The organism is Actinophytocola sp., from assembly GCF_009379765.1.
Classification (GTDB): domain Bacteria; phylum Actinomycetota; class Actinomycetes; order Mycobacteriales; family Pseudonocardiaceae; genus Actinophytocola.
This window is the reverse complement of the sequence record NZ_WHTD01000024.1, coordinates 48,552-68,764: the sequence shown is the minus strand read 5'-3', so window position 1 is coordinate 68,764 and position 20,213 is coordinate 48,552. Positions and strand designations below refer to the sequence as shown.

Here is a 20,213-nt window from a genome sequence, read left to right as displayed (position 1 = left end):
GCCCGACCGGAGACGCCAAGTGAACAAGCTGGACGCGAGGCCAGCAGATACCACGCGCCCACGACCGAGCACATCCGATTGAAGATCAACTACACCGCTAGAAATGATCACTCAAATTCGTGCGGTGGATCCAGGCTCAGTGACGACACCTTCTCGATCGGGACGGTGCGCAACGCCGTGAACGGCATCGACCCGATGCGTGAGGGCCGGATCCGGGTCATCTGCAAGGTCACCGCCCACTACGGCGACGGTATCCCGTACGCGCTCCTGATCTCCGATGAGGTAAGCGCGACCACGTAGAGGTCCGAAGTAGACAAAACACACGCGGGGTCGTGTGGCGATGGCGCACGTCTTCTTTCGCCGCGCCGATCTCGTAGGCGCAGAAGCGGATTCCCGGGCTTCCCAACCTTTCCGCTCCTGCGCTGTCCACCCGGAGGTAGACAGTGAACAGGCTAGACCGTTCCGATGCTGCCCCGCCAGTCGGGACCAGCAAACAAGTTCGTCAAACGTTGTACGCAATGCAAGCGGTTCGCGCGCCTGTGGCCAGGAGAGTCCCTTTGCGTCCACTGCAACGGGTTCCTGGCCCTGGAGTTCGTTCCCCGGCCGGGTGATCACCGATGAACGCGCAGACAGTCACGCAGTTGCTCGTGGCCGGCGGCGCGATCGCCGTCGTGGTGTGGGTACTGAACAAGATCGGCAAGGCGCTCGCGGCGGCGCTGGAGGCGTTGGCGACGGTCGCTATGGTGCTGCTCACGCTATGGCTCGTCGTCAAGACCAGCTACACGGTGGTCACGGCCGCGGTGGCGCAGCACGCTCTGCCTGACCGTGGCCACTGCGTGGATGTTGTGGTGGGGCTGGCTGCCGGTTGTCGTGACGGTTGCCGTCGTCGCGGCCGGCCTGCTGGTGTGACGCTGGTGGCACCGCTCCTCGTTCGAGCCGTGGGTCGGTCGGCGACTGCGGTCGTGGTGGCTGCGCTGGGCACTGTATGCCCGGCGGCTGCCCAAGTGGCTGCGGGCTTGCGGGCTCACGGTGCAGGACGCGGACCGGCCGATCGTGCTCGCCGCGAACCCGCTGGGACGCAACAAGGTCAGGAGGCAGCCCAGGCAGCGGGTGGACCAGGTGCCGCGCGTGCTCGGGGTGCGGTCGGGTGCGTCGTGGGACGAGGTGCGGATGCGGCTCGTGCCGGGGCAGAAGCGCGTGTCGATCAAGGAGTTGGCGGAGTACCTCGGCCACTCCGATCCCGGGTTCACCCTCCGCACCTACACGCACCTCCTCCCGTCGAGTCACGAGCGGGCGCGGATGGCGGTCGACGGGGTGTTCGGGCGGCCTGATGAGACAGACGGCCTGGAGGCGGCCTGATCATGGAAATCAGGGCTGCGAAGATCGTCAGGACAGCGGCGGGCCCTGCCATCCAGTCCGATGTGGATCAGGACGGCGGGTCCGTTTCCGCAGGTCACTTAAGCTCTGCGCTCGTCTTGCCAAGCAGTCGGCGGGCGATGATCAGCTGTTGGATCTGCTGGGTGCCTTCGAAGATGTCCATGATCTTCGCGTCCCTCGACCACTTCTCCAGGAGCTCGTGTTCCGTGTAGCCGATGCTGCCGCACAGCTCCACGCACCGGAGGGTGATCGCCGTGGCGCCGCGGCCGGCTTTCGCCTTCGCGTAGGAGGCTTGCAGGGAGTTCGGCTTGCCGTTGTCGGCCATCCAGGCCGCTTGCAGGGTCAGCAGGTACATCGCCTCGTAGTCGGACTCCATCTCCAGGAAGGCCGCCGCCGCTGCCGGCTGGGAGAGGGCCGGGCGGTCGTAGTCGATCTCGATGCCGGCCTCCGTGAGCAGGCGGCGGGTCTCCTCCAGGGCCGCTCGCGCGATGCCCACCGCCATCGCGGCCACGAGGGGGCGGGTGTTGTCGAACGTCTGCATCACGCCCGCGAAGCCCTTGTCCGGCTTGATCTCCGGGTCGCCCAGGAGATTCGACGCCGGGACCCGGCAGTTGTCCAGGCGGAAGTGGGCCGTGTCGGACGCGCGGATGCCCAGCTTGTGCTCCAGGCGCACCAGCTCGAAGCCCGGCGTGTCCCGATCGACCACAAAGGACTTGATCGCGGCCTTTCCCTTGCTGCGGTCAAGTGTTGCCCAGACGACGACGCAGTCGGCCCGCTCGCCGGAGGTCACGAAGATCTTCTCGCCGTTCAGCACGTAATGGTCACCGTCGCGGACGGCGGTCGTGCGGATCGCGCCCGAGTCCGAGCCGGTGTCCGGCTCGGTGATGGCCATCGCGGCCCACTTTCCCTTGTATCGAGCCAGCTGCGACTCGTCCGCCACCGAAGCGATCGCCGCGTTCCCGAGGCCCTGGCGCGGCATGGAAAGCAGCAGGCCGGCGTCGCCCCAGCACATCTCATCGTGCCGAGCGCGAGGGACATGTTGCCGCCGTTCACGACCTCACCCCGAGGCCGCGACGACGGGGACCGGCGCACACCACCGGTCCCGGCCCCGCCGCCGGAGGCCGAAAGCCCGTCCAGCAGCGCCGCGAGCGTGTCCAGCTCCTTCGGGTACGTGTGCTCGGCCTGGTCGTACTTGCGCGAGTTCGGCCGCAGGAACGCGACCGCCGCCTGCCGGGCCTGGTCGACGAGCGTCGTGAACTTGCGAGGAACCTCGAGGTTGATCACACCAGCACCGCGCCTTCCATCAGCCCGACCGCCCGCAGGTCCCGGTACCACCGTTCCACCGGATGCTCCTTCACGAACCCGTGCCCGCCGAGCAGCTGCACGCCGTCGCTGCCGATCGCCATTCCCTTGTCCGCGCACAGCTTCCGCGCCAGCGCCACCTCACGCGCGAACGGCTTGCCCTGCTCCGCGCGCGCCGCCGCGCGGTAGGTCACCAACCGCATCCCGTCCAGCTCCGTGCCGATGTCGGCCACCTTGAAAGCCACCCCCTGCCGGTGCGACACCGGCTCGCCGAACGCCACCCGGTCGTTCACATACCCCGTCACGTACTCCAGCACCGCCGCCCCGGTGCCGACCGCCAACGCGCACCAGCCCAGCCGGGCTAGCCGCACGCAGTCCGCGTACACCGCCGCGTCCGCATCGCCGAGCAACGCCGACGCGGGCACCGCCACCTGCGACAACACCAGCCGCCCCGTCGCCGCGGCCCGCAGGCCCATCGCCGGCTCCGGCTCGACGGACAGGCCCGCGGACGAGGACTCCACGATGAACAGCGCCGGCCCGCGCCCGTCCAGGTCCGCGGCCACCACGAACAGCTCGGCCGAGGCCGCGCGGGGCACGAGCGACTTCACGCCCTCCAGCACGAACCCGCCGGACGTCCGGTAAGCCTTGGTACGCAAGGAGAACGGGTCGAAGAGCGGCCGCGGCTCCTGGACCGCGAGCGCCGCCGCCGGCGCGTCGTCGCCGACGAACGCCGGCAGATATGCCGCCTGCTGCGTCTCGTCGCCCCACAGCACCAACGCGTTCGACACCGCCCCCGGCGCGAGGCACGCCAGCGCCAGCCCCAGGTCGCCGTGCGCGAGGGCCTCGGCGACCAGCACGTTCGTCACCGTCGAGCGCTCGGTCGCCACGCCGCCGAGCTCCTCCGGGACGCCGACCAGCGTGACGCCGAGGGAGGCGGCCGTGCCGAGCAGCTCCGGCGGCGCCTCGCACTTGTCGTCGGCCACCGCGGCAGCCGGTCGCAGCCCTTCGGCGGCGAACTCGCGGACCGTGTCCGCGATCATCTGCTGCTCCTCGGTGGGAGTCAGGTCGAACACGCCGCGGTCGCTCGCCGCCGGCAGCCGCCGCGGCTTGGCCAGCTTGCGGGCGGCGCTGAACGAGCGGTTCGCCACGGTGAAGCCGGCCTTCGTCGCCTGGTAGACCACCCGGTCCACGGGTGCCTTGATGCCCAGCCGCTCCACCACCCGGGCACCGGCGAGCCGGTTCAGCACCGACATCGCCGCCCCGATCGCCGTGCGCTTGTGCGGCTTGGCGCCCAGACCTTCGCTGGTCGACACCCCGACCACTCCTACCTACTCGCGTGTAAAGTAACGGTACCTACTGTAGAGTAGGGTAACTCAGGGTGCCGATCGGTGTGGGCGCGATCACCCGAGAATGGGCCGCTTTCCTTGCCACGGGCGGGCTTCCTCGAACGCCCGGCACGCGGTCAGCACGCGTGCGTCGGCGTGCTTGGGCCCGACCACCTGCAGGCCCACCGGCAGCCCGGTCGAGGTGAACCCGCACGGCAGGCTCGCCGCGGGCTGCTGGGTCATGTTGAACGGGTAGGTGAACGGCGTCCAGCCGGTCCAGCGCGCCGCCTGCGACCCGGCCGGCACCTCGATCCCGGCGTCGAACGCGGCGATCGGCATGGTCGGGGTGAGCAGCAGGTCGAAGTGCTCGTGGAACTCACCCATGATCCGGCCGAGCTCCGCGCGGACGCCGGTGGCGGCCAGGTAGTCCAGCGCCGACCGGGTGGCGCCCTCCTCGCAGATCTCCAGCAGCCCCGGGTCGAGCCGCGCGCGCTGCTCGGGGGACAGCGTCACGACGGAGGCCGCCGCGCCGGCGAACCACAGCACGTGGAACGCCTCGACCGGGTCGACGATCGCCGGGTCGACCACCTCCACCCGCGCGCCGAGCTCGGTGAACGTGCGGGCCGCCGCGGCGACGAGCGCCGCCACCTCCCGATCCACCCGCGCGAAGCCGAGCGTGGGGCTGAACGCGATGCGCATCCCGGCCACTCCGGCCTCGAGCGTGGCCGACAGCGACCGCTCCCGCGGCGGCCCGGCCGTCCAATCGCGACTGTCCGGGCCGGACAGCACGTCGAGCGCGAGCGCGCTGTCGGCGACCGTCCAGGACAGCGGGCCGACGTGCGCGAGCGTGCCGTACGGGCTCGCCGGGAACAGCGGCACGACGCCGTAGGTCGGCTTGATGCCGAACACCCCGCTGAACGCCGCCGGGATGCGGACCGAGCCGCCGCCGTCGGTGCCGATGGAGATCGGGCTCGTGCCGGTGGCCACCGCCGCGGCCGCGCCGCCGCTCGATCCGCCCGCGGTCTTCGTGACGTCCCAAGGGTTTCGGGTGACGCCGGTGAGCGGGCTGTCGGTCACGCCCTTCCAGCCGAGCTCGGGCGTGGTGGTCTTGCCGACCAGCACCGCGTTGTGCTCGCGCAGCCGGGCCACCGCCGGCGCGTCGACGTCCCATGCCTGGTCGCGGTCGACGGACAGCGAACCACGCAGCGTCGGCCAGCCCCGGCTGAGCAGGATGTCCTTGATGGACACCGGTACGCCGTCGAGCAGGCCGTGCGGCTCGCCGCGCCGCCAGCGCTCCTCGGACGCGGCCGCGTCGGCCAGCGTCCGGTCCGGGTCCACGAGGCAGTAGGCGTTCACCGCGTCGTTGACCGCGGCGATGCGGTCCAGCGCGTCCCGGGTGACCTCGACGGGGGACAGGCTGCCCGCCTTGTAAGCGGCGAGCAGTTCCGTCGCGGACAATACGGCTGGGCCAGTCGTCACGATGCTCCTTCCCGGACGTACCCGCGCCGCTTGTCCACGACGTTGCGCAGCGGCCGGCCGTCCAGGTACCTGGTCAGGTTGTCGTGGAACAGTGCTACCAGTTCCGCCCGCCACCCAACCACGTCCCCGGACATGTGCGGCGAGACGATCACGTTCGGCATCGCCCACAGCGGAGAGGTCTCGGGCAGCGGCTCGTCGGCGAACACGTCCAGCGCCGCACCCGCGATCCGGCCCGCGGCCAGCGCCTCGACCAGGTCGTCCTCCACCACGAGCGGGCCGCGGCCCACGTTGATCAGCCGGGCCGTCGGCTTCATCGCGGCCAGCCCGGCCTTGTCGATCATGCCGCGGGTCACGTCGGTGAGCGGCGCGGCGAGCACCACGTAGTCGGCGCCGTCGAGGCCCTCGGCGAGCCGGTCCATCGTCAGCACCGAGCCGAGGTCGGGGTCGGACCCGCGGGCCCGGCGGCCCACGCCGGTGACGGTCACGCCCGCCGCGGTGAGCTTGCGGCCGATCGCCCGGCCGATCGGCCCGGTGCCGGCGACCAGCGCGTGCTTGCCGCCGAGCCGCTCGCTCTCCCGGTGCCGCCAGCGGCGCTCGTGCTGCAGGCGCAGCGTCGTCGGCAGGTCCTTGGCGAGCGCTAGCGCGAGGGCGAGCACGTACTCGGCCATCGGCTCGTCGAAGACCCCTCGGGAGTTGGTCACGACCACCTCGCTCTCGACCATCTCCGGCGACAGCACGTGGTTCACCCCGGCGCTGCCGGTGTGTACCCAGCGCAACGACTCGGCGGCCGACCAGGCCGTCGCGAGCCCGGGCGAGCGGAAGTCCCAGACGAACAGCACGTCAGCCCCCGGCAAGGCGCTGGCCAGGTCTTTCTCGGTGACGTACCGGACCTCCGCGAGGTCGTCCAACGCCTCCGTGCCCGGGGGTTTGCCGGTATCACCCGAATGCGAGTGCAGAACGACAACTGCCGCGGAGCGTGGCGAGGTCATGAGTCATGCTCCCCTCAACGAGTGGTCCGTGCGCGGGGAGCGACGAGGGATTGACACGCTAAAAGCCGCTCGTATGATTGTCAACAATCGGCGCGGTCGCTGCAGCCCGCGGGAGAGCCAGACCAAGAACTACAGGTGCTGCATCTTGACCGTTGGGATTGCTGATGTCGAGGTTCATGACGATCTCCCTGGAGCGCCGAGGCGTCTCCTGCGTCGCCCAGCTGCTGGACAAGGACGCGCCACGGACCTGTGCGGCCGTGTGGCAGTCGCTGCCGCACGCGGGCCCCGCCCACCACGCGAAGTACGCCCGCAACGAGGTGTACACGATGGTCGAGCGGTTCGTGGACCAGCCGCTCGGGCTCGAGAACCCGACGGTCACACCGATCCCCGGTGACGTGGTGTTCTTCGACTTCCACGGCGGCATGCTGGACCGCGACTTCAAGGAGGAGAAGGGGCTCGAGTCCCTTCCCGGCGTGATCGACCTGGCCATCTTCTACGGCCGCAACAACATTCTGCTCAACGGCGATGTCGGATGGGTGCCCGGCAACGTCTACGCCACCATCGTCGAAGGCCTGCCGGCCATGGCGGAGGCGTGCAACGACGTGTGGCGATCCGGCAGCGTCGGTGAACGGCTGGTGTACCAACGACTCGACGACTGACTGGCAGGCGGCAGTGTTCTATCCGAGAGACAGGGCCGTGGAGATCATCGGCCCGGAGCTCGTCACCCAGCGCGGCGTCGGGGTCGTCGCGCCGTTCGACTTCGCGCTCGACCGCGAGCTGTGGCGGTGGGCGCCCGATGACATCTCGCTCTACCTGACGAGGCTGCCGTTCGTGCCGGTGCCGGTCACCGTGGAGATGGCCACGGAGCTGAGCGATCCGGAACGGGTCCGCCGGGCCACCGCCGACGTGCTCGCGCCGGAGCCGCTGGTGGTCACCTACGCCTGCGCGTCGGGCAGCTTCGTGGGCGGCATGGCGGGTGAGCAGGCGCTGACCGCCAGCATGCTGTCCGCAGGCGCGCCGGCCGCAACCACCACGTCGGGCGGGCTGGTCTCCGCGTTGAACGTATTGCGGCTGAGACGGATAGCCGTGGTCACCCCCTACATCGACAGCGTCACCGAGCGGTTGCTCACTTTCCTCGACGAGCACCGGGTGGAGGTCGTCTCGAGCGTCGGTCTCGGGTTGCTCGACCACATCTGGAAGGTCGGTTACGCGGAGATCGTCCAGGCGGTCACCGCCGTCGACGTGGCGGAGGCCGACGGGCTGTTCATCAGCTGCACCAACGTGCCGACCTACGACATCATCGGCCCGCTCGAGCGTTGGCTCGGCAAGCCGGTGCTGACCGCCAACCAGGTCACCATGTGGTCGGCGCTGCGACAGCTCGGCTCGCCGATGATGGCGGCCGGGCAATGGTTGGCGGAGATCTCCGAAACGCATGCCGCCTGAGCGCTAGGATTGTCAACAATCATGAGCCACACCGTCGGTTTCCTGTACCCCGGCTACAGCGCGGAGGACGACTACCCGACCATGGAGCGGCTGCTGGCCGCTGCTGGCCGGCCGGTGCGCCTGCCCGTGGTGCACACGCTGATGCGCGAGGACGCCCACCGGGTCGACGCGCTGCTGGACATCGGTGGCGACGACGTGCTCGGCGAAGGCGCCCGCTCGTTGCGCTCGCTCGGGGTCGACGCCGCGGTGTGGGCGTGTACCAGCGGCAGCTTCGTGTTCGGTTGGGACGGTGCGACGGCCCAAGTGGACGGTGTGCGGGCGGCGGCCGACGTACCGGCGTCGAGCACCTCTTTCGCCTTCGTCAACGCGGTTCGGCACCTCGGCGTGTCCCGGGTCGCGGTGGCCGCGACGTACCCGCGGGACGTGGCTGAGCGGTTCGTCGGCTTCCTGAGCGCGGCCTCCATCGAGGTCGTGTCGTTGTCCTGCAAGGGAATCATCACGGCGGCGGAGGTCGGCACCCTCGGTCGGGACGACGTGCTGGAGTTCGTCGCCGCCAACGACCACCCCGGCGCCGAGGCCGTGCTGGTGCCCGACACCGCGCTGCACACGGTGGCGTGGCTGGAGGATCTCGAGCAGCGGCTGGGCAAGCCGGTGCTGACCGCGAACCAGGTGAGCGTCTGGGAGGGGCTGCGGTTGGTCGGCGACACCGCGCCGCGGCCGGGGCTGGGCGCCTTGTTCGCTTGACTTGGAGGATTGGGGACATGAGCGAGCTTGCGAGCGAGTCAGTGTTACAGGGTGTCCGCGAGCGGCGGCACCGAGCCTGTGAGGGGGAGTCATGAGCGAGCTTGCGAGCGAGTCATTGATACAGGGTGTCCGCGAGCGGCGCGACCGAGCCTGCGAGGGGGAGTCGTGAGTGAGCTGGGCGAGTTGGAACCGGTCGCGAGGCAGTCGACCGCGGAGCTCATCGCGGACCAACTGCGCTCGGCGATCATGTACGGGGTCTTCGCGCCCGGCACCCAGCTCGGCGAGGCGGAGCTCGCGGCCCGGTTCGAGGTGAGCCGCGGCCCGCTGCGGGAGGCGATGCAGCGGCTGGTGCAGGAGGGGCTGCTGCGCGGGGAGCGGCACCGGGGGCTGTTCGTCATCGACCTGGACGCCGAGGACGTGCGCGACATCTACCTGGCGCGGCTGGCGATCGAGCGGACGGCCTGCGAGCTGATCATGAAGGGCAACCGCGGCGAGGCGGTGGTGCGCCTGGCCGAGTCGCTGGACAACCTGGTGACCGCCGCGGAGTCCGCAGACCGCAACGCGATGAGCGACGCCGACCAGGCCTTCCACCTCGCGCTGGTGAGCTGCTCGGGCAACTCGCGGTTGGAGCGGATGGCGCAGACCCTGCTCGTGGAGACGCGGATGTGCCTGGCCGCGCTGCAGGAGCACTACCCGGAGCCGCACGACCTGGTGCTGGAGCACCGCGTGCTGGTGGACGCCATCTCCGACGGGGACGAGGAGCTGCTGCTCCGGCTGATCGAGTCCCACATGCGTGAGTCCATCGACCGCCTGAAGCCGGCCGCGGAGTAGTGCTTCTGGATCGATTGCCACCCGGTCGGCCGGTGGGCATTTGGCTCCGCCCTGCCAATTTTGATCTTGGTCGCCGCGAAATCCAGGCGGATCCCCCGTGCGGGTTAGCCCGATTGAGGCGCGCTGCTCGATTCGTTATATACACGGTTCGCGAATCGGGCACCGGAATGTCCGGCTCAGGGTTCCAGTAAGCCCGTGTCGAACGAGCCGTCGACCACCGAGGCGGCCAGCTCCGCTATCCGCACATTGTTGCTCCGCGCGTACCGCCGCAGCGCGTTGAACGCCGCGTCCATGCCCAGCCCCATCCGCTCACCGGTGACGCCCTTCGCCTGCTCGATCACCACCCGGCTGGTCAGCGCGTGCTGCAGCTGGCCCGCTATTTCCTCCTGCCGGCGCAGTGCTCTGATCTGCAACAAGCCGATCGTCGCGAGGTCCGCCGCGGCTTGGCCGACCCGGCCGGTCGCCTTGTCCAGCTCGCCGATGTCCTCGCTGAAGAGGGTCAGCGAACCGATCACGGACGACCGCCTGCGCATCGGCAGCGCGTGCGCGCTGGTGAAACCGGTCGACAGAGCCAGCGCGGTGAACTCGGGCCAGCGCAGGGATGTCCTGGTCAGATCCGGCGCGATCACCGGCTCCCCACTGCGAGCGCAGTCCGGGCCCGGCCCCTCGTCGAGTCGCGCCAGCACCCTCGTCGGGTCGTCCGACGCACCCTCCATGCGCGCCTGGCCACCGTGCTCCACCAGCAACAACGCCGCCGCCGGCAGGTCGAGCAGCCGTGCGCACCGATCCGCCAGCAGGTTGAGGAAGGCACCCTGATCGCACCCGTCGACCATGGTGTCGGCGAGTTCGACGAAGGTCTCGGCCAGCTCTTCCACTGGCGTGCTGGTCACGGGATAAGCGTACGGCCGGCACTATCAGTTATGGGTGGCGAATGGTGTGTTTGCAACTATCCGCCGAGAAATGCGACCGTCGCGTGACAGCTTCGCCCGCAATTTGCAAATATGGCGCGGCCTGCGCTTACGACCGCGGCCGGTGCGGCGGGTGGACCGGCGGAGATCACCAACAGACGCCCGAACAAGACCGAACAGTCTGATTCGCCCCGCCCGCGACCTGCCGACTGACCCGTCGCGCGGGCGGCCCGGCAGGTTGGCACGGCGCTGAATTTCGGATACTCGCGGAGTTGTCGCGACGGGGAGGTGTTTGCGGGTGCAACCGCACTATCTTCCTAGGGCCTTTGGACTCTGTTGCCGGTCCGGGCGAATTCACGAGTATCACTCACATGCAGGTCATCTCGTCTGATGCCACGGAAATCTTCGCGAGACTGAAGAGCGCCGCGTTCCATCAGCTCGTCATCTCGTCCATGGCTGGCGAGCGGGACGCGATCGCGACCCTCTTCACGTGGATTCGCCCGGCGATTGTTCGTTACTGTCGGTCACGGATCGGTCGCAGTGGCTCGGCGTACTCCTCGGCGGACGACGTCGCCCAGGAGATCTGTGTGGCGGTGCTCGGCGCGCTGACCCGTTACAACGACGAGCCCGAGTCGTTCCTTCCGTTCGTGTACGGCATCGCCGCGCACAAGGTGGCCGACCACTACCGGCGCGCGGGCCGTGACCGGTCCGACCCGTCGGCCGACGTGCCGGACGGCATCGACGTGAGCGCCAGCCCCGAGCAGCAGGTCATGGCCGCCGACCTGCGCGATCGCCTCTCCGGCCTGCTCGACACGCTGCCCCCGCGGCAGCGCGAGATCCTGCGCCTGCGGCTGATCGTCGGCCTCTCCGCCCAGGAGACCGCGACCGCCGTCGGCCTGACCCCGACCGCGGTCCGGGTCACCCAGCACCGCGCGCTCGCGAAGCTGCGTGCCGCCCTGTCCCGCGCCGAATGGGTCTAGGCCATGTCTCGCGGATCTTGGATCGTGGTATTCGCGCCCAGATGCCCCCTGGCCGCGTTGTCGGAAGGCCCGAATACAACCCGGTATGCGCGACCTTCCGCCGCCTTGCCAGGAGCCAGCTGGATCACGAATCCCATCGACCAAGATCCACGAGACACGACCTAGGCCATGTCTCGCGGATCTTGGATCGTGGTATTCGCGCCCAGATGCCCCCTGGCCGCGTTGTCGGAAGGCCCGAATACAACCCGGTATGCGCGACCTCCCTCCGCCTAGCCAGGAGACAGCTGGATCACGAATCCCATCGACCAAGACCCACGAGACACGACCTAGACCGCCCGAGCCCGTAGGTAGATCTGCACCTCGAGCCGGTTCGGCTCGGCCTCCGCGGCGACCTCGCGCAGCTCGATGACCTCGAAGCCGGCGTCGGTGACCACCTGGCGCAGGTCGTCCGGCGGGTAGGCGCACACCTGCGCCGGCACGCCGAGAAAGCTGATCTGGAACTGGTCGAAGTCGCCAAGCACCATGGCGACCTGCAGCAGCTTCGGCCCGCGCAGCGCGGCGTGCAGCCCGCGCAGCAGCGGCGGGATGTCCGCCTTGGACAGCATGATCAGCGAGAAGAACGCCACGGCGGCATCGAACTCGCCGAGCCCGGTGAGGTCACGCAGGTCGCGGTGCAGGTAGCTGCCGCCGGGTGCCTGCTGCTCGGCGAGCTCGAGCATCACCGCGGACTCGTCGGTGCCGACGACCTCGATGCCGGTGTCGAGCAGCTGCTTGGCGGTCGGCAGCCCGCTGCCGCAGCCGAGATCGAGCACCCTGGCCGGCCGTTCGAGCTGGTCGACGAGCCATGCGCCCTCCGCGAGCTGCGCGTCGCGCTCGACGAAGGACTCGTCGTACAGCCTGCCTATCTGGTCGAAAGCCGCAATCCGTTCGCTACCCACCAGCCCAGCATGCCGTGCGACGAGATGATCGGCTAGTCCGCCTCCCCGGGATTAAAAGTGTTGGTTGCGTTCCGGGGGATGGTGCGGATCTCTGGTGGTTGGTGGTTGGGTGGCGTCACGGTCCCCTGAGGTTGCGTTGGTCGGTGCGGGGCTTTGGGCCAAGCCACGTCAACCCGTACCCGATGATCCACGGGCACTAGCGTCCCGTCGCCCCGCGTTGCTGCAGGAGCAGGCGCACGGTCAGCTCGAGCCGCTCCGCCACGTCGCTCGCGGACGCGCGCCGGGTGACCCAGGCGACCAGGTTGGACAGCCACACGTCGCCGATCACCCGGGCGATCGCTCGGTCCTCGTCGGTGGCCTCGCCCTCGTGCAGCGCGCGGGTGAACATCCGGTCGATCAGCTTGCCGACGGTGTCCACCTCGGACGACGCGGACGCGTCGGCGAACATGAACGCGCGGGTCATGGCCTCGGTGAGGTTGGGGTCGCGCTGCATGGCGCGGGTGATCCGGCCCAGCACGAACAGCAGCCGGTCGTAGGCGGTGTCGCCGGGGATCGTCGCGCGTTCGGTGCGCTCCTGGCCGCGCTCGAGCTCGCGGGCGAGCCCGGAAACCAGCAGGTGGATCTTGGACGGGAAGTACCGGTACAGCGTGCCGAGCGCGACGTCGGCCTTCTCGGCGACGGCACGCATCTGCACGGCCTCGAACCCACCCTTGGACGCCAGCGCGATCGTGGCGTCCAGGATTCGCTTGCGCCGGTCGCGTTGCGCCGCCGAGCCCAGCTCGTCGTCGGTCAGGACGTTCAGCGCGTTCGCCCCCGAAGTGCGCGGTCTTGCCATCTGTGCGGTTCCCCTAGTCGAAACGTGTTCCAGCCTGCCGATCGCTAGCTTACCTAACGGTTCACCCGAATATGCCCTGGACACGTCAATACCGTGTTGGTTCTGGATCACATCGCCGTCGTCACGAAAACTGGAACACGTTCTATACTGACCGTCGTGTCCATCGCGATCACCGAGGTGCAGCTCGCCATCCAGGACTCGGTTCGAGACGTGTCGAAGCGCGCGGGTGTGCTGGCCACGGTCCGCGCGTCGGAGCCAGGAGCGGCCGAGCCGGCCGGCTGGCGGACGCACTGGCCGGACCTCGCCACGCTCGGCCTGTTCGCAATCGCGCTGCCGGAACGGCTCGGCGGGGTCGGCGGCACCCTGGTCGACCAGGCCGCCGCGGTCGAGCAGGCCGCCGAGGACCTCGTGCCCGGCCCGGTCCTGCCGACCGTGCTCGCGGCGCTGCTCGTGGTCGGCTCGCCGGCCGAGCCCCTGGCCCGTCTCCTCGCCGAGGGCGAGGCAACCGCGGGCGTCGCGCTCACCCCGGGCACGCTGACCACCGAACCGGGCGGTGACGGCGGGTACGACGGCGGTGGCGGGATCGTCGTGTCCGGCACGACCGACGTGGTACTGGGCGGGCACGCCGGCGCGTACCTGCTGCTGCCCGCGCGGGCCGACGGTGGCCGCACGGTGTGGTTCGTGCTCGAGCCGTCGGCCTCCGGGGCCACGGTGTCCACCGTCGACCCGCTGGACTTCTCCCGGCCGCTGGGCCGGATCACGCTGGACCGGGCACCGGTGCCGGCCGACCGGGTGCTCACCGAGCTGGGCGCCGCCGCGCCCTCGAACACGGTCACCACGCTGGCCGCGACCCTGTTCGCGGCCGAGGCCGCCGGGGTCGCGCGCTGGTGCCTGCGCACGGCCGTCGACCACGCCAAGGTCCGCGAGCAGTTCGACCGGCCGATCGGCTCGTTCCAGGCTGTCAAGCACCTGTGCGCGGAGATGCTGTGCCGTGCCGAGCAGGCCGGCGCGCTCGCCTGGGACGCCGCGCGGGACCCGCGCTCGCTGTCCGCGCCGGCGGCCGCGGCGATCGCCCTGGACGCGGCGGTCGCCAACGCCAAGGACTGCATCCAGGTGCTCGGCGGGATCGGCTTCACCTGGGAGCACGACGCGCACCTCTACCTGCGCCGGGCGGTCGCCTCCCGGCAGCTCGCCGGGGGTGGCGCGCGGTGGCGGCGGCAAGTCGCCGACCTCGCGCTGGCCGGTGTCCGCCGCGCGCTGACCGTCGACACGGACGACGAGGCGACCCGCGGGGACGCGCGCGCGTTCGCCATGGCGCTGGCCTCCGCACCGGCCGAGGAACGCCGGGTGCGGCTCGCCGAGTCGGGCTACCTGATGCCGCACTGGCCGCGGCCGTACGGGCTGGCGGCGTCGCCGCGGGAGCAGGTGGTGATCGACGAGGAGCTGGACCGGGCCGGGATCGGCAGGCCGGACCTGGTGATCGGCGGCTGGGCGGTGCCGACGATCCTCGAGCACGGCACGCCTGACCAGCAGGAGCGCTTCGTGCCGCCGACCCTGCGCGGTGCGCTCCGGTGGTGCCAGCTGTTCTCCGAGCCCGGTGCCGGCTCGGACCTCGCGGCGTTGCGCACCAAGGCCGTCCGGGTCGATGGCGGCTGGCGGCTCGACGGGCAGAAAGTGTGGACGTCCGATGCGGTCGGCGCGGACTGGGCCATCTGCCTCGCCCGCACCGACCCCGACGCCCCGAAGCACGCCGGCATCACCTACTTCCTGGTCGACATGCGCACCGACGGCATCACCCTGCGGCCGCTGCGGGAGATCACCGGCGAGGCGCGGTTCAACGAGGTGTTCCTGGACGGCGTGTTCGTGCCGGACGACTGCGTGGTCGGCGAGGTCGACGGCGGCTGGCGGCTCGCCCGCACCACGCTCGCCAACGAGCGGGTCGCGATCGGCGCGGGTTCGTCGCTCGGCGAGGGCGTCGAGCGGCTGCTCGCGCTGGCCACGGATCGCGGGCTCGTCGAGGACGACGGCATCCGTGAGCGGCTGGGCGCCCTGGTGGCGCAGGGGCTCTCGGTGTCCCTTGTGGACCATCGGGAGACGTTGCGGCGGCTCGGTGGGCGTGATCCGGGCCCCGGCTCGAGCGTGTGCAAGCTCGTCGGCGTGCGCCAGCGGCAGGATGTCGCCGAGGCCGCCGTCGACCTGCTCGGCCCGGCCGGCGCCGCGGTGGACGCGACCTCCGGGCCGGTGCTGCACGAGTTCCTGCTGACCAGATGTCTGAGCATCGCCGGCGGCACGACCCAGGTGTTGCTGAACCTGGTCGGTGAGCGGATCCTCGGCCTGCCAAGGGAGAAGTGATGGACTTCGCGCTCGACGAGACCCAGCGGGCGATCGGCAGGCTGGCCAGGGACGCACTCGTCCGAGAGTCCGATGTGGACGCCGCATGGAAGGCGCTCGGTCAGGCAGGTCTGCTGTCGCTGGCGATCCCGGAGCGGCTCGACGGCGACGGGCTCGGAGTGTCCGAGGTCGCCGTGCTGCTCGCCGAGGTCGGCCGGGCCGCCGCCGCGTTGCCGGCGTTGAGCACGCTCGCGCTCGGCGTGCTGCCGGTGGTCCGTTGCGGCACGGCCGCGCAGCAGGACGAGCTGCTGGTCGGGGTCGCGACCGGGGACCGGCTGCTCACCGCCGCGCTGCGCGGCTCGGTGTCCTCCGTGTCCTCGGGGGATGGTCTGTCAGGAAAGGTGGTCGGGGTCGGGTATGCGGCGCAGGCGTACCGGATCCTCGTGCCGGCCGGGGATCGGGTGTTCCTTGTGGACCCGGCGTCCGACGGCGTCTCGCTGACCCGAACCGGGACCTCCGGCGGTGCGCCGGAGTTCACCGTCGTCCTGGACGGGGTCGCGGCCGAGGCACTGGGTGGCGCCGGTGCCGCGGTCGAGCTGCACCGGCTCGCGGTGGCCGGCGCGTGCGCGTACGGCGACGGGCTCGTGGCCGGCGCGCTCGACCTGACCGCCGCGCACGTGCGGACCCGCGAGCAGTTCGGCAAGCCGCTTGCGACGTTCCAAGCGGTGGCCCAGCAGATCGCCGACGTCTACATCCGCGCACGCACCCTGCATCTCGCCGCGTCGTCGGCGTGCTGGCGGCTCGGCGCGGGGCTCGACGCGGACGCCGATCTCGACGTCGCCGCGTACTGGCTCGCCGAGGAGTCGCTGCCGGCCCTGCACACCTGCCACCACCTGCACGGCGGGCTCGGCGTCGACGCCAGCTACGCCCTGCACCGGTACTACTCGGCCGTCAAGGACCTGGTCCGGCTCCTCGGCGGCGTCGAGCACCGGCTCGGCCGGCTCGGCGCGCGGATAGCGGGGTAGCGCATGGACATCGAGCTCACCGACGACCAGCTTGCGCTGCGCGACGAGCTGCGGTCCTACTTCGACGGTCTGCTGTCCACATCGGAACGCGAGGCGATGCTCACCGAGCGGCACGGCGAGGTGTACCGCGACGTGGTGGCGCGGATGGGCCGGGACCGCCGGCTCGGCGTCGGGTGGCCGACCGAGTACGGCGGGCACGGGTTCGGTCCGGTGGAGCAGCAGATCTTCGTCAACGAGGCGGCGCGGGCCGACGTGCCGCTGCCGTACGTGACGCTGCAGACCGTCGGGCCCACGCTGCAGGAGTTCGGCACCGACGCGCAGAAGTCGTTCTTCCTGCCCAAGATCCTGGCCGGCGAGATCCACTTCGCGATCGGCTACACCGAGCCGGAGGCCGGCACCGACCTGGCGTCGCTGCGCACGAGCGCGGTCCGCACCGACGAGGGCTACGTGGTCAACGGGCAGAAGATCTTCACGACCGGCGCGCACGACGCCGACTACGTGTGGCTCGCCTGCCGGACCGATCCGGACGCGCCACGGCACAAGGGGATCTCGATCCTCATCGTGGACACCCGCGACCCCGGGTTCTCCTGGACGCCGATCATCACCTGCGACGGCGCGCACCACGTCAACGCGACGTACTACACGGACGTCCGGGTGCCGCTGGACATGCTGGTGGGCAAGGAGAACGCGGGCTGGCGGCTGATCACCACGCAGCTCAACCACGAGCGCGTGATGCTCGGCCCGGCCGGCCGGGTGGCCGCGCTGTACGAGCGGGTCTTCTCGTGGGTGTCTGCCCACGGGCTGCTCGGCGAGCCGGCCGTGCGGCGCGCGCTGGCCCGGTGCTTCGCGTCCCTGCGGGTCAACGAGCTGCTGAACTGGCAGGTCGCGGCGGCCGGGTCGGAGGTGTCGATCGCGGACGCGTCGTCGACCAAGGTGTTCTCATCGGACCGTCTGCAGTGGATCGGCCGTGAGCTCGAGTCGGCGGTCGGGGCGCACGGTGACCCGGCCGACCCGGACACCGCGGCCTTGCTGCGCTGGCTGGACGTGCAGGCGAAACGCAACCTGGTGCTGACGTTCGGCGGCGGGGTCAACGAGATCCAGCGCGAGCTGATCGCCGTGGCCGGCCTGGACCTGCCGAGGGTGCCGCGATGACCTCCGTCGACGACGCCGCTCGCGAGGTGGCCGCGCGCGGGGAGTCCCCCCGGCGGGCCGGGCGGGACCCGGTGAACCTGCCGATGATCCGCAACTGGGTCGAGGCGATCGGTGACACCAACCCCGTCTACACCGACCCGTCCTTCCCGTCCATCCACAATGGACTGGTCGCGCCGCCAGCGATGGCGCAGGTGTGGACGATGTACGGTCTGCACGGCGCACGGTCGGCCGACGATCCGCTGTGGGCGATGGTGTCCGTGCTGGACGAGGCCGGGTACACGTCGGTGGTCGCGACCAACTGCGACCAGACCTACCATCGCTACCTCCGTCCGGATGAGACGGTCGAGGTGACCTCCAGGCTGGAGAGCGTGGTCGGTCCGAAGAGGACCGCGCTGGGTGCGGGCTGGTTCGTCACGACCAGGAGTGTCTGGTACGTCGGCGACGAGCCCGTGGTGGAGATGTTGTTCCGGATCCTGAAGTTCCGCCCCGTTGGAACTTCCTCGGCGCCTCCGCCGGCCCTGATCCGGCCGACGATCAACCGGGACACGCGGTTCTTCTGGGACGGCACCGCCCGGGGCGAGCTGCGGATCCAGCATTGTGGTGGCTGTGGTTCGTTGCGGCATCCGCCGGGGCCGATGTGCCCGTCCTGCGGGGAGACGAAGCCGGAGTTCGTGGTCGCGTCCGGGCGGGGCGAGGTGTACAGCTACGTGGTGCACCACCATCCGCCGGTGCCGGGGCGCTCGCTGCCGTTCGTGGTCGCGTTGGTGGAGCTGGCGGAAGGGGTGCGGATGCTCGCGGAGCTGGTGGACGTGCCGCCGGAGTCGGTGCGGGTCGGGCTGCCGGTGACCGCGGGGTTCGTGCCGGTGGACGACAAGCTGACGATGCCCGTGTGGCGGGCGCGATGATCGCCGTCGGTGACGCCTTGCCGGCGCTGGTGATCGACGTGACGCCGACGTTCGTGGTGTCGACGGCGCTCGCCACCCGTGACTTCCAGGACGTGCACCACGACCGGGACCTGGCGCAGGCGCGCGGGTCGAAGGACATCTTCGTCAACATCCTCACCGATACGGGTCTGGTGCAGCGGTTCGTCACCGACTGGGCCGGGCCGTCGGCGCTCGTGCGGCAGATCTCGGTCCGGCTCGGTGTGCCGTGCTACGCGTACGAGACGCTGACGTTCACCGGCCGTGTCGCGGACCGGGTGGTCGAGTCCGGAGAGACGCGGTGGGTGGTCGAGGTGGTCGGTCGCAACAGCCTGGGCGACCATCTCACCGGGACCGTCCGCCTGGCGATGGCGTCATGACGCTGTCGGGCGCGGCGGCGATCGCCGGCATAGGGGCGACGGAGTTCTCGAAGGACTCGGGCCGCAGCGAGCTCCAACTGGCCGCCGAGGCGTCGCGCGACGCCTTGACCGACGCAGGTCTTGCACCGTCCGATGTGGACGGGATGGTGACGTTCTCCATGGACGCCAACGCGGAGATCGCGGTGGCGCGCGAGCTGGGCGTCCCGTCGCTGTCGTTCTTCAGCCGGGTCCCGCACGGTGGTGGGGCGGCGTGCGCGATCGTGCAGCAGGCGGCGATGGCGGTCGCGACCGGGGTGGCGTCGGTGGTGCTGTGCTACCGGGCGTTCAACGAGCGGTCCGGCAGCCGCTTCGGCCGGGTCCAGGCGGCCGCGGCCGGGCAGCCGACGTCGGCGGGCATCGACAACAGCTGGCACTACCCGATGGGCCTGGGCACGCCGGCGGCGACGGTGGCGATGTTCGCCCGCCGTTACATGCACGAGTACGGCGCGACTTCGGAGGACTTCGGTCGGGTGGCGGTGGCCGACCGCCGGGCCGCGGCGACGAACCCGCGCGCGTGGTTCCACGGCCGGCCCATCACGCTGGCCGACCACCAGGCGTCGCGGTGGATCGTGGAACCGTTGCGCCTGCTGGACTGCTGCCAGGAAAGCGACGGCGGTGTGGCCGTGGTGGTGACCACTGTGGACCGCGCGCGGGACCTTGGGCACCCACCGGCGGTGATCACGGCGGCGGCGCAGGGGAGCGGGCCGGACCAGTTCTCGATGAACAGCTACTACCGCCCCGACCTGACGGGTCTTCCCGAGATGGGTCTGGTGGCGCGGCAGCTCTGGACGCAGGCGGGCATCGGCCCATCCGATGTGTCGGTGGCGGTGCTGTACGACCACTTCACCCCGTTCGTCCTGGTGCAGCTGGAGGAGCTGGGCTTCTGCGGGCGGGGCGAGGCGCGCCATCTCATCGCGGACGGCACCCTGGAGCTGGACGGCCGGCTGCCCCTGAACCCGCACGGCGGCCAGCTGGGCGAGGCCTACATCCACGGCATGAACGGGATAGCCGAAGGAGTCCGCCAGATCCGCGGCACGGCCGCGAACCAGCTCCCGACCGTGGAGAACGTCCTGGTCACAGCCGGCACCGGCGTCCCAACCAGCGCCCTGGTCCTAAGCCACTAACCCACCCCGTGTCGTCCCTCCACGTAGGCGTGTCGTCCTCTCACGTAGGTGAGCACGCATCGTGGCGATAGAGACGGGTGCATCCTGATGC

At 70.6% G+C, this 20,213-nt stretch carries 19 protein-coding genes and 1 pseudogene; 13 read left to right on the top strand and 7 right to left on the bottom strand.

What is annotated here, in order from left to right:
- Positions 1–165: 165 nt before the first annotated feature.
- Together GEV28_RS10345 and GEV28_RS10340 are read left to right on the top strand one after the other, a co-directional pair.
- Positions 166–300: a hypothetical protein gene (locus GEV28_RS10345; protein WP_291411052.1), complete on the top strand. Its 135-nt coding sequence runs from the start codon at positions 166–168 to the stop codon at positions 298–300.
- 729 nt (positions 301–1,029) lie between these two features.
- Positions 1,030–1,359, top strand: a complete 330-nt coding sequence (locus tag GEV28_RS10340; RefSeq protein ID WP_291411050.1) for a hypothetical protein — start codon at positions 1,030–1,032, stop codon at positions 1,357–1,359.
- Between the two features lie 94 nt (positions 1,360–1,453).
- On the opposite strand, the pseudogene GEV28_RS10335 reads toward GEV28_RS10340, so the two are convergent.
- The 4 genes and pseudogenes from GEV28_RS10335 to GEV28_RS10320 all read right to left on the bottom strand — a co-directional run bounded on the left by GEV28_RS10335 (position 1,454) and on the right by GEV28_RS10320 (position 6,472).
- Positions 1,454–2,661, bottom strand: a pseudogene (locus GEV28_RS10335) (acyl-CoA dehydrogenase family protein).
- Positions 2,658–3,944: an acyl-CoA dehydrogenase family protein gene (locus GEV28_RS10330; protein ID WP_291411063.1), complete on the bottom strand. Its 1,287-nt coding sequence runs from the start codon at positions 3,942–3,944 to the stop codon at positions 2,658–2,660. Before GEV28_RS10330 ends, GEV28_RS10335 begins: the two are co-directional and overlap by 4 nt.
- A gap of 135 nt (positions 3,945–4,079) precedes the next feature.
- The gene (locus GEV28_RS10325; RefSeq protein ID WP_291411048.1) at positions 4,080–5,483 is read right to left on the bottom strand and encodes an amidase; all 1,404 of its coding nucleotides are present in this window, start codon (positions 5,481–5,483) and stop codon (positions 4,080–4,082) included.
- On the bottom strand, positions 5,480–6,472 hold the full coding sequence (locus GEV28_RS10320) for a D-2-hydroxyacid dehydrogenase (protein WP_291411046.1): 993 nt from the start codon (positions 6,470–6,472) through the stop codon (positions 5,480–5,482). Before GEV28_RS10320 ends, GEV28_RS10325 begins: the two co-directional genes overlap by 4 nt.
- A 164-nt stretch (positions 6,473–6,636) precedes the next feature.
- On the opposite strand from GEV28_RS10320, the gene GEV28_RS10315 reads away from it, so the two are divergent.
- From GEV28_RS10315 to GEV28_RS10300, 4 genes are all read left to right on the top strand, one after another.
- Positions 6,637–7,131, top strand: a complete 495-nt coding sequence (locus tag GEV28_RS10315; protein WP_291411044.1) for a DUF3830 family protein — start codon at positions 6,637–6,639, stop codon at positions 7,129–7,131.
- Between the two features lie 37 nt (positions 7,132–7,168).
- Entirely contained in the window at positions 7,169–7,915 is a 747-nt protein-coding gene (locus GEV28_RS10310) for an Asp/Glu racemase (RefSeq protein ID WP_291411042.1), read from the top strand.
- Positions 7,916–7,936: 21 nt separating this feature from the next.
- On the top strand, positions 7,937–8,659 hold the full coding sequence (locus GEV28_RS10305) for a maleate cis-trans isomerase (RefSeq protein WP_291411041.1): 723 nt from the start codon (positions 7,937–7,939) through the stop codon (positions 8,657–8,659).
- Between the two features lie 165 nt (positions 8,660–8,824).
- A complete protein-coding gene (locus GEV28_RS10300; protein ID WP_291411039.1) occupies positions 8,825–9,490 on the top strand; it encodes a GntR family transcriptional regulator in 666 nt (221 codons plus the stop codon).
- A 176-nt stretch (positions 9,491–9,666) separates the two neighbouring features.
- Here the strand turns inward: GEV28_RS10300 and GEV28_RS10295 are convergent, their stop codons facing one another.
- On the bottom strand, positions 9,667–10,380 hold the full coding sequence (locus tag GEV28_RS10295; RefSeq protein ID WP_291411037.1) for a GAF and ANTAR domain-containing protein: 714 nt from the start codon (positions 10,378–10,380) through the stop codon (positions 9,667–9,669).
- Positions 10,381–10,769: 389 nt separating this feature from the next.
- Here GEV28_RS10295 and shbA point away from each other — a divergent pair, with 389 nt between their 5' ends.
- Entirely contained in the window at positions 10,770–11,378 is a 609-nt protein-coding gene (gene shbA / locus GEV28_RS10290) for an RNA polymerase sigma factor ShbA (RefSeq protein WP_367115079.1), read from the top strand.
- A gap of 326 nt (positions 11,379–11,704) precedes the next feature.
- Here shbA and GEV28_RS10285 read toward each other — a convergent pair whose 3' ends face one another.
- Positions 11,705–12,316 carry a class I SAM-dependent methyltransferase gene (locus GEV28_RS10285; RefSeq protein WP_291411035.1) on the bottom strand — a complete coding sequence of 204 codons (612 nt, stop codon included), beginning with the start codon at positions 12,314–12,316 and terminating at the stop codon, positions 11,705–11,707.
- Positions 12,317–12,512: 196 nt separating this feature from the next.
- Positions 12,513–13,151 (bottom strand): cholesterol catabolism transcriptional regulator KstR, encoded by a 639-nt coding sequence (kstR, locus tag GEV28_RS10280; RefSeq protein ID WP_291411033.1) that lies wholly within the window; start codon positions 13,149–13,151, stop codon positions 12,513–12,515.
- 156 nt (positions 13,152–13,307) lie between these two features.
- Here kstR and GEV28_RS10275 point away from each other — a divergent pair, with 156 nt between their 5' ends.
- The 6 genes from GEV28_RS10275 to GEV28_RS10250 are packed head-to-tail and all read left to right on the top strand — an operon-like array spanning position 13,308 to position 20,122.
- The gene (locus GEV28_RS10275; RefSeq protein ID WP_291411031.1) at positions 13,308–15,503 is read left to right on the top strand and encodes an acyl-CoA dehydrogenase; all 2,196 of its coding nucleotides are present in this window, start codon (positions 13,308–13,310) and stop codon (positions 15,501–15,503) included.
- Positions 15,503–16,507: an acyl-CoA dehydrogenase family protein gene (locus GEV28_RS10270; RefSeq protein WP_291411029.1), complete on the top strand. Its 1,005-nt coding sequence runs from the start codon at positions 15,503–15,505 to the stop codon at positions 16,505–16,507. The genes GEV28_RS10275 and GEV28_RS10270 overlap by 1 nt, the downstream gene beginning before the upstream one ends.
- A gap of 3 nt (positions 16,508–16,510) precedes the next feature.
- Positions 16,511–17,659 carry an acyl-CoA dehydrogenase family protein gene (locus GEV28_RS10265; RefSeq protein WP_291411028.1) on the top strand — a complete coding sequence of 383 codons (1,149 nt, stop codon included), beginning with the start codon at positions 16,511–16,513 and terminating at the stop codon, positions 17,657–17,659.
- Entirely contained in the window at positions 17,656–18,564 is a 909-nt protein-coding gene (locus tag GEV28_RS10260) for a bifunctional MaoC family dehydratase N-terminal/OB-fold nucleic acid binding domain-containing protein (RefSeq protein ID WP_291411027.1), read from the top strand. The genes GEV28_RS10265 and GEV28_RS10260 overlap by 4 nt, the downstream gene beginning before the upstream one ends.
- Entirely contained in the window at positions 18,561–18,959 is a 399-nt protein-coding gene (locus GEV28_RS10255) for a MaoC family dehydratase (RefSeq protein WP_291411061.1), read from the top strand. The genes GEV28_RS10260 and GEV28_RS10255 overlap by 4 nt, the downstream gene beginning before the upstream one ends.
- Positions 18,956–20,122 carry a lipid-transfer protein gene (locus tag GEV28_RS10250; RefSeq protein ID WP_291411026.1) on the top strand — a complete coding sequence of 389 codons (1,167 nt, stop codon included), beginning with the start codon at positions 18,956–18,958 and terminating at the stop codon, positions 20,120–20,122. Before GEV28_RS10255 ends, GEV28_RS10250 begins: the two co-directional genes overlap by 4 nt.
- The last annotated feature ends 91 nt before the right edge of the window (positions 20,123–20,213 follow it).

Coding starts and splice junctions, on each gene's coding strand:
- GEV28_RS10320 (WP_291411046.1), bottom strand. CDS start 6,472: ATGACCTCGCCACGCTCCGCGGCAGTTGTCGTTCTGCACTCGCATTCG.
- GEV28_RS10315 (WP_291411044.1), top strand. CDS start 6,637: ATGTCGAGGTTCATGACGATCTCCCTGGAGCGCCGAGGCGTCTCCTGC.
- GEV28_RS10305 (WP_291411041.1), top strand. CDS start 7,937: ATGAGCCACACCGTCGGTTTCCTGTACCCCGGCTACAGCGCGGAGGAC.
- shbA (WP_367115079.1), top strand. CDS start 10,770: ATGCAGGTCATCTCGTCTGATGCCACGGAAATCTTCGCGAGACTGAAG.
- kstR (WP_291411033.1), bottom strand. CDS start 13,151: ATGGCAAGACCGCGCACTTCGGGGGCGAACGCGCTGAACGTCCTGACC.
- GEV28_RS10270 (WP_291411029.1), top strand. CDS start 15,503: ATGGACTTCGCGCTCGACGAGACCCAGCGGGCGATCGGCAGGCTGGCC.
- GEV28_RS10265 (WP_291411028.1), top strand. CDS start 16,511: ATGGACATCGAGCTCACCGACGACCAGCTTGCGCTGCGCGACGAGCTG.
- GEV28_RS10260 (WP_291411027.1), top strand. CDS start 17,656: ATGACCTCCGTCGACGACGCCGCTCGCGAGGTGGCCGCGCGCGGGGAG.
- GEV28_RS10255 (WP_291411061.1), top strand. CDS start 18,561: ATGATCGCCGTCGGTGACGCCTTGCCGGCGCTGGTGATCGACGTGACG.
- GEV28_RS10250 (WP_291411026.1), top strand. CDS start 18,956: ATGACGCTGTCGGGCGCGGCGGCGATCGCCGGCATAGGGGCGACGGAG.